Raw genomic sequence first — 6485 nt, forward strand, 5'->3', positions numbered from 1 at the left:
CGCTCATTGAGCGATCCAGCTTCAAATTGGCACCGTCGATCACATAGGGATAAGGGATTTCCTTGTCCGACAGCGCGACTTCGATAGTGGCCGAATAATCGTTTTCCAGGATCGCCAACTGTTCCGCCAGATAGTGCCGGAACAGCTGCGGCCGGGTGACGGTGGTGCGGTAGTTGCCGCCGTGGGTCAGGCGGCCGTACGCGCGGGTTTTGCTGTGCTTTTGGGACTGCCCGTCCCAACTGATGCGCAGTTCCGGGTAGACAAATAGCCCGTTGGCGCGCTCGGCGGCATCCGGCAGGGTGCCGTGGGTAATAAAATCGCCGATTGCGGTGCGTAACGCTTTGACTGCGCGATCATACAGCGCTTCCAACTGGTCCAGCGCCTCGCTGGCGGACAGGCCTGCGCCAGGTGCATAACTCATCTTCACTCCTTTTTTCCGATGCGATGGCCGACGCCATACAGTGCGCCCATTGTGGCACAGCACACATCACGGCACGATGGGATAAAAGTGAATTTGAAAAGTCAGGGGGCGGTACCTTCATAGAAAACTAATTTGTGATTTATATCTCAAATTTAAGGGGTCGTTTCGCTCGCTTTTTAAACCAATAAAGAACAAATGCAAAATCTGCGCATGGTCATTGCTTTATGAACGGGCGAAGTCACACCTAACCGTTCAACAACAAGGAGCAAGACCATGCCAACTCCATGCTATATCAGCATCGAAGGTAAAACTCAGGGCAATATCACCGCCGGCGCCTTTACTTCCGACTCTGTCGGCAACATCTACGTGCAGGGCCACGAAGATGAGATGCTGGTGCAGGAATTCAAACACATCGTCACCGTGCCGACCGACCCGCAGTCCGGCCAGCCGTCCGGTCAGCGCGTGCACAAACCGTTCAAATTCACCGTCGCCCTGAACAAGGCCGTGCCGCTGCTGTATAACGCGCTGGCGTCCGGCGAAATGCTGCCGACCGTGACCCTGAAGTGGTACCGCACGTCTGTCGAAGGCAAGCAGGAGCATTTCTTCACCACCAAACTGACCGACGCCACCATTGTCGACATCAACAACCAGATGCCGCACTGCCAGGACCCGTCCAAGCAGGATTACACCCAGCTGATCGAAGTGTCGCTGGCGTACCGCAAAATCGACTGGGAACACACCGTGGCCGGGACTTCCGGCTCTGACGACTGGCGCGCGCCGATCGAAGCGTAATCACGCCGCAACCCGGACTCCGGTCCGGGTTTTTCTGTTTTTGTCTGCGCTGAGCGATGACGCGCCCATCGCTGAGTGCAGTCGTATTGATCATGATTTTACGCTGACGCACGGCATCAGACCGGGTGTGCGGTAGCTATGGAGCCGGGGAAAGGAGGAAGCAAGGTGGCTAACAGTACAGGATTGCAGTTTACCGTGAAAATCGGCGCATTGGCGGACACCACCTTCGCGGTGGTGGATTTCGAACTGAGTGAGGCGCTGAACCAGCCGTTTGCGCTGTCGCTGAGTCTCGCCAGCAGTCAGGCCGATATCGATTTCGGCGCGGTGCTGGACCAACCGTGCGAGCTGATGGTGTGGTACGAAGGCGCACTGCAACGCCGGGTCAGCGGTATCGTCAGCCGCTTTGCCCAGGGCGACACCGGCTTTCGCCGCACCCGCTATCAGGCCGAGGTGCGCCCGGCGCTGTGGCGGCTGGGGCTGCGTACCAACGCCCGTATCTTCCAGACCAAAAAGCCGGATGAGATTATCACCGAACTTGCTGCAAGAAGCCGGGATCACCGATTTTGCCTTTGCCCTGCGCCACGACCACGCGGTGCGCGAATACTGCGTGCAGTACCGCGAAAGCGACCTGGCGTTCATCCACCGGCTGGCGGCGGAAGAAGGGCTGTTCTACTTCCACGAATTCGAAGCCGACAAGCACCGGGTGGTGTTTGCCGACGACGCCGGCGCGCTGACCAAAGGCCCCGAGCTGTTTTTTAACCTGGCAACACAAGGGCTGACCGAAGGCGCCTACGTGCGCCGTTTCCGCTACGCCGAAGCGGTAAGCACCGCCGAGGTGGAACTGAAAGATTACTGTTTTAAAACCCCGGCCTACGGGCTGTCGCACAAAAAGACCAGTAACGAGCTGGAGCACCAGCGCGAATCCTACCAGCACTTCGACTACCCCGGTCGTTTTAAGCAAGATCCGAGCGGCAAGGCGTTTACCGGCTACCGACTGGACGCGCTGCGTGCGGATGCGATAACCGGTGTGGGGGAGTCCAACGCCGCCGAACTGCGGCCGGGCAGCGCTTTTACCCTGACTGAACACCCGAACCCGGCGTTCAATCTGGCCTGGCAGGTGGTGGCGGTGACCCACAGCGGTCAGCAGCCACAGGCGCTGGAAGAGGAAAGCGGCGGCGAGCCGACCACGCTCAGCAACAGCTTTGAGGTGGTGAAAGGATCCACCACCTGGCGCGCGGCGCTGCCGTACAAGCCGATGGTAGACGGCCCGCAGATTGCCACCGTGGTCGGCCCGGCGGGCGAAGAGATTTACTGCGATAAATTTGGCCGGGTGAAGCTGCAATTCCCGTGGGACCGCTACGGCGCCAGCGACGACCAGAGCTCCTGCTGGGTGCGGGTCAGTCAGGGCTGGGCCGGCGGGCAGTACGGGTTAATCGCCATTCCACGTATCGGCCATGAGGTGGTGGTGAGCTTTCTGGAGGGCGACCCGGACCAGCCGCTTATCACCGGCCGGACGTTCCATGCCACCAACCCCACGCCGTATGTGCTGCCGGAGCACAAAACACGCACTACGCTGCGTACCGATACCCACAAAGGCAGCGGTTTCAACGAACTTCGTTTCGAAGATGAGGCCACCCGGGAGCAGATTTACCTGCACGCACAGAAAGACATGGACGCGGTGATCAACAACATTCATCGCCAGAGCGTCGGGTTGGATCAGCATCTGAGTGTGGCGAACGACCAGTTCCAGCGGGTGGATCGCCATAGCCATCGCACCATCGGGCAGGATGATTTTGAACAGATTGGGCAGGACCATCATCAATCGATTGGTCGCCATCTCGTACAGAGCATCACCCAGTCATTCAAGCGCTTTATCGGCGGCGGCGAGATCACCCGTATTGAAGGCAGCCGCCAGACTACGCTGTCTGGTTCGGAAGAGACGCTGATCGGCGCGCATCAGCGGGTGCTGGTCAATACCGACAGCTACCTCAAGGCGGCGGATATCGTGCTGGAAGCCGGGCAGTCGCTGACTATCAAAGCACCCGGCGGATTTATCAAAATCGACGGCGCCGGCGTCACCATCTCCGGCACGGTGGTGAAAATCAACGACGGCGGTTCCGCAGGCGCGGGCACGGCGCCGGTGTCGATCGAGCCGGAGGCTCCCACCAGACCGACGCTGCCAGATGCGCCGGACCGGCGTTAAGGAGTCACCATGCCAGGAGCTGCGCGTTTAGGGGACAGCTGTGCCGGTCACGGCTGCTTTCCCGCCACCCCGGTGATTGCGGGCAGTGGCGATGTGATTATCAATGGCAAACCGGCGGCGCGTAAAGGCGATGCGGTGTTGCTGCACGCCTGCCCATGCCCGAATATGCCGCACGGGGTTCACAGCCGGGCGATTTCCGCCGGTTCTGGTACGGTGATCATCAACGGTAAGCTGGCCGCCCGTATCGGCGATGCCATCGGCTGTGGCGGCTCGGTGGCGGCCGGCAGCGGGGATGTGATTATTGGCGATACGCCTTACCAGTCGCCGGTTAAATCCTGTGCGGAACAGTCGGCGAAAAGCCGCGCTCCGCTGCTGGCGCTAACGCCGATGCTGCTGCCCGCCATGATGGAATGGGCAGCAACCGTCGAACTGCCGGTGCTGGATGAAGCGCTGACGGTATTACAGCGTAAGGATCGCTATCTGGCGCGCGCTAAGCTGGCGCAACAGGCGGCGACCATGCCGAGCCTGAAAGACGCCGCCACCCGACTGGCGTTTAACAACGACAGCATCTTGCGCGCCGAAGCGGCGCAGTATGTTTATCCGGTGGATGAATTTAGACGTAAGGTAAGGGCTGTTTTGCCAAAGCCTCCTGTTGGACTTGAGGTTATTGATATAAAGAGCTTTCCTAAAATTACTCCTAAGCAATTTACTGACCCAGACTCAGGATTTGGAGCAGCGCTATTTAAGTCATCTATTAATAATGAAACGATGTTGACATTTAGAGGAACCAATAATGGTGTAACAGGTGCTAAAGATTGGCTTACAAATGGGGCTCAAGGAATAGGATTTGAAACAGCTCAATATAATCAGGCAATGGATTTGGCAAAATTGATGAAGAGACTTGTATCTCCAGAACCTGTTATTGTTGGTCACTCTTTAGGGGGAGGGTTAGCTTCTGCTGCTGTTAGTGCAACCAAATTACCAGGGTATATTTTTAATGCTGCTGGTCTTCATGCCAACACTGTTGCTAGGCAACAAGGTGCTGATTTGGCTACTACCAGTTCCTTAATTAAAACTCAAGCAGTAGATGGCGAAATCCTTACTATGCTCCAATCCTATGGCAAAGTTGCTGTACCGGGTTTACTTTCTGGTGCGGGTGCTTTGATCGGGGGTAAGGTTGGGGCTATTGCTGGTGGAGTGGCTGGTATTACGACATTGTTAGCTGGCTCTCTTCCCAGCGCTTTAGGTGAGATGAAAACATTACCTAGTTCAGGGGGATCTCCATTAGCCCGACACGGCATGGACCAAGTTGTAGCCGGTATTGAAAAAGAAAAGAAAGAAGATATTGGAAAAATTACCAGCACGCTTAAGGGGGCATAATGCGATGGTTACAGAAAATCAAATGGATCGCCGTATTGTTTGCGGGAATATTGACCGCCTGTCAGGCCGGAGGGCACAGCATGCAGGCCAGTGAATTGTTCCAGCCACCGATGGCGGCTTTATTGCAGACCATCCGCAAAGGTGATGAAGCGGAAGCACGGCGCCAGCTAGCCCAGGGGCTGAATCTGAATATTCAGGGTAAAGAAGGGATTACGCCGCTGCTGTGGCTGATTTATGAAACGCAGGATAAGAACGCAGTACGGCTGGCGTTAAAACTGGGGGCCGATCCAAATTACAAAGATGGCTCAGGCGACAGTGCGGTAAACCGGGTATCCGGTGTGCGTGATCCGGACTGGTTGCGCATTGTTCTGGATGCCGGGGGAAATCCGAATGCCATTGGGAGACTTGAGCAACCGGCGTTATTTAGTGCGATAGGTGAAGAGCGCTGGGCCGATATCAAACTGTTGGTAGAGCGAGGGGCAGATATAAATTTAAAAGATAGTTTGGATAGAAACAGTGTGTTGTATGCGGGGTATTTGAATAAATATGAAATCGCATATTGGCTAATAGAAAAGGGTGCTGATATTACCATATATGATGCAACAGGTAGTAATATGGCATGGACTGTGGAAGATAGTTTATCTGTTATGCCACATAATGCAGCGTCGTATCCGTGGGGCATTAAAGTAAGAGAATTGCTACAACAACGCGGTATTAAATTTCCCCCCTTATCTCCGGCAGAAGTACGGGAGCGCCGTGCTAAAGGGGAGCCGCTTTGAGGTGGTGGCATTGTCTGCTGGCTTGCGTGCCGCTGTTAAGCGCCTGTCAGGCAGGAGGGCACAGCATGCAGGCCAGTGAGTTGTTCCAGCCACCGATGGCGGCCTTATTGCAGGCCATCCGCAAAGGTGATGAAGCGGAAGCACGGCGTCAGCTAGCCCAGGGGCTGAATCTGAATATTCACGGTAAAGAAGGGATTACGCCGCTGCTGTGGTTGATTTATGAAACGCAGGATAAGAACGCGGTACGGCTGGCGCTAAAGCTGGGCGCTGACCCGAATTATAAAGATGGTTCAGGCGACAGCGCGGTAAACCGGGTATCCGGTGTGCGTGATCCGGACTGGTTGCGCATTGTTCTGGATGCCGGGGGAAATCCGAATGCCATTGGGAGACTTGGTCAACCGGCATTATTGAGTGCGATCAATGAAGAGCGCTGGGCCGATATCAAACTGTTGGTAGAGCGTGGGGCAGATATCAATTTAGCAGACAGGCAGAAAAGAAATAGCGCGCTTTATGCTGCGTATATCAATCAATATGAGATTGTTTATTGGCTAATAGAGCGTGGTGCTAAAGTCGACACTTATTCTGCCACCGGTGGCAGCCTGGCCTGGCGGGTATATGAAAGCCTGTCAATAATGGCGCAGAATTCGCCACAATATCCCTGGTTGTTAAAGGTTAAACAGCAGTTACAACAGCGCGGTATTAATTTCCCCCCGCTGTCTCCGGCAGAGGTACAGGATAAATGGGAACGGGGTGAATTCCTTTAAAAAAGACATCGCGGTAATTCTGTCCGTATTTCAATAGCAATATATTATTTTTTTTCGTCATCGTGGTGGGGTTTATTTCCTCAGCCGAGGTTTGTCGCTGTTCTCATTGTCCGGTTTTTTCTTATTTAAATAACGATTAATTATCC

Annotated in this window: 4 protein-coding genes and 2 pseudogenes; 5 read left to right on the forward strand and 1 reads right to left on the reverse strand. The window is 55.2% G+C overall.

What is annotated here, in order from left to right; all coding sequences use genetic code 11:
• Window positions 1–421 (reverse strand): annotated as a pseudogene (locus DDA898_RS06845) (AMP nucleosidase); the annotation flags it as partial.
• 273 nt (window positions 422–694) lie between these two features.
• Here DDA898_RS06845 and DDA898_RS06850 point away from each other — a divergent pair.
• The 5 genes and pseudogenes from DDA898_RS06850 (at window position 695) to DDA898_RS06870 (ending at window position 6339) form a co-directional block, all read left to right on the forward strand.
• On the forward strand, window positions 695–1213 hold the full coding sequence (locus DDA898_RS06850) for an Hcp family type VI secretion system effector (RefSeq protein WP_038910661.1): 519 nt from the start codon (window positions 695–697) through the stop codon (window positions 1211–1213).
• Between the two features lie 165 nt (window positions 1214–1378).
• Window positions 1379–3416 (forward strand): annotated as a pseudogene (locus DDA898_RS06855) (type VI secretion system Vgr family protein).
• Between the two features lie 9 nt (window positions 3417–3425).
• The gene (locus tag DDA898_RS06860; protein ID WP_038910662.1) at window positions 3426–4796 is read left to right on the forward strand and encodes a Tle-like phospholipase domain-containing protein; all 1371 of its coding nucleotides are present in this window, start codon (window positions 3426–3428) and stop codon (window positions 4794–4796) included.
• The gene (locus DDA898_RS06865) at window positions 4796–5575 is read left to right on the forward strand and encodes an ankyrin repeat domain-containing protein (protein WP_038910663.1); all 780 of its coding nucleotides are present in this window, start codon (window positions 4796–4798) and stop codon (window positions 5573–5575) included. Before DDA898_RS06860 ends, DDA898_RS06865 begins: the two co-directional genes overlap by 1 nt.
• Window positions 5572–6339, forward strand: a complete 768-nt coding sequence (locus tag DDA898_RS06870; RefSeq protein WP_038910664.1) for an ankyrin repeat domain-containing protein — start codon at window positions 5572–5574, stop codon at window positions 6337–6339. The genes DDA898_RS06865 and DDA898_RS06870 overlap by 4 nt, the downstream gene beginning before the upstream one ends.
• The last annotated feature ends 146 nt before the right edge of the window (window positions 6340–6485 follow it).

It is taken from the genome of Dickeya dadantii NCPPB 898, assembly GCF_000406145.1.
Classification (GTDB): domain Bacteria; phylum Pseudomonadota; class Gammaproteobacteria; order Enterobacterales; family Enterobacteriaceae; genus Dickeya; species Dickeya dadantii.

Bases quoted from the DNA above. Each gene is read 5' to 3' on its own strand.
- DDA898_RS06860 (WP_038910662.1), top strand. From the start codon at position 3,426: ATGCCAGGAGCTGCGCGTTTAGGGGACAGCTGTGCCGGTCACGGCTGC.
- DDA898_RS06865 (WP_038910663.1), top strand. From the start codon at position 4,796: ATGCGATGGTTACAGAAAATCAAATGGATCGCCGTATTGTTTGCGGGA.
- DDA898_RS06850 (WP_038910661.1), top strand. From the start codon at position 695: ATGCCAACTCCATGCTATATCAGCATCGAAGGTAAAACTCAGGGCAAT.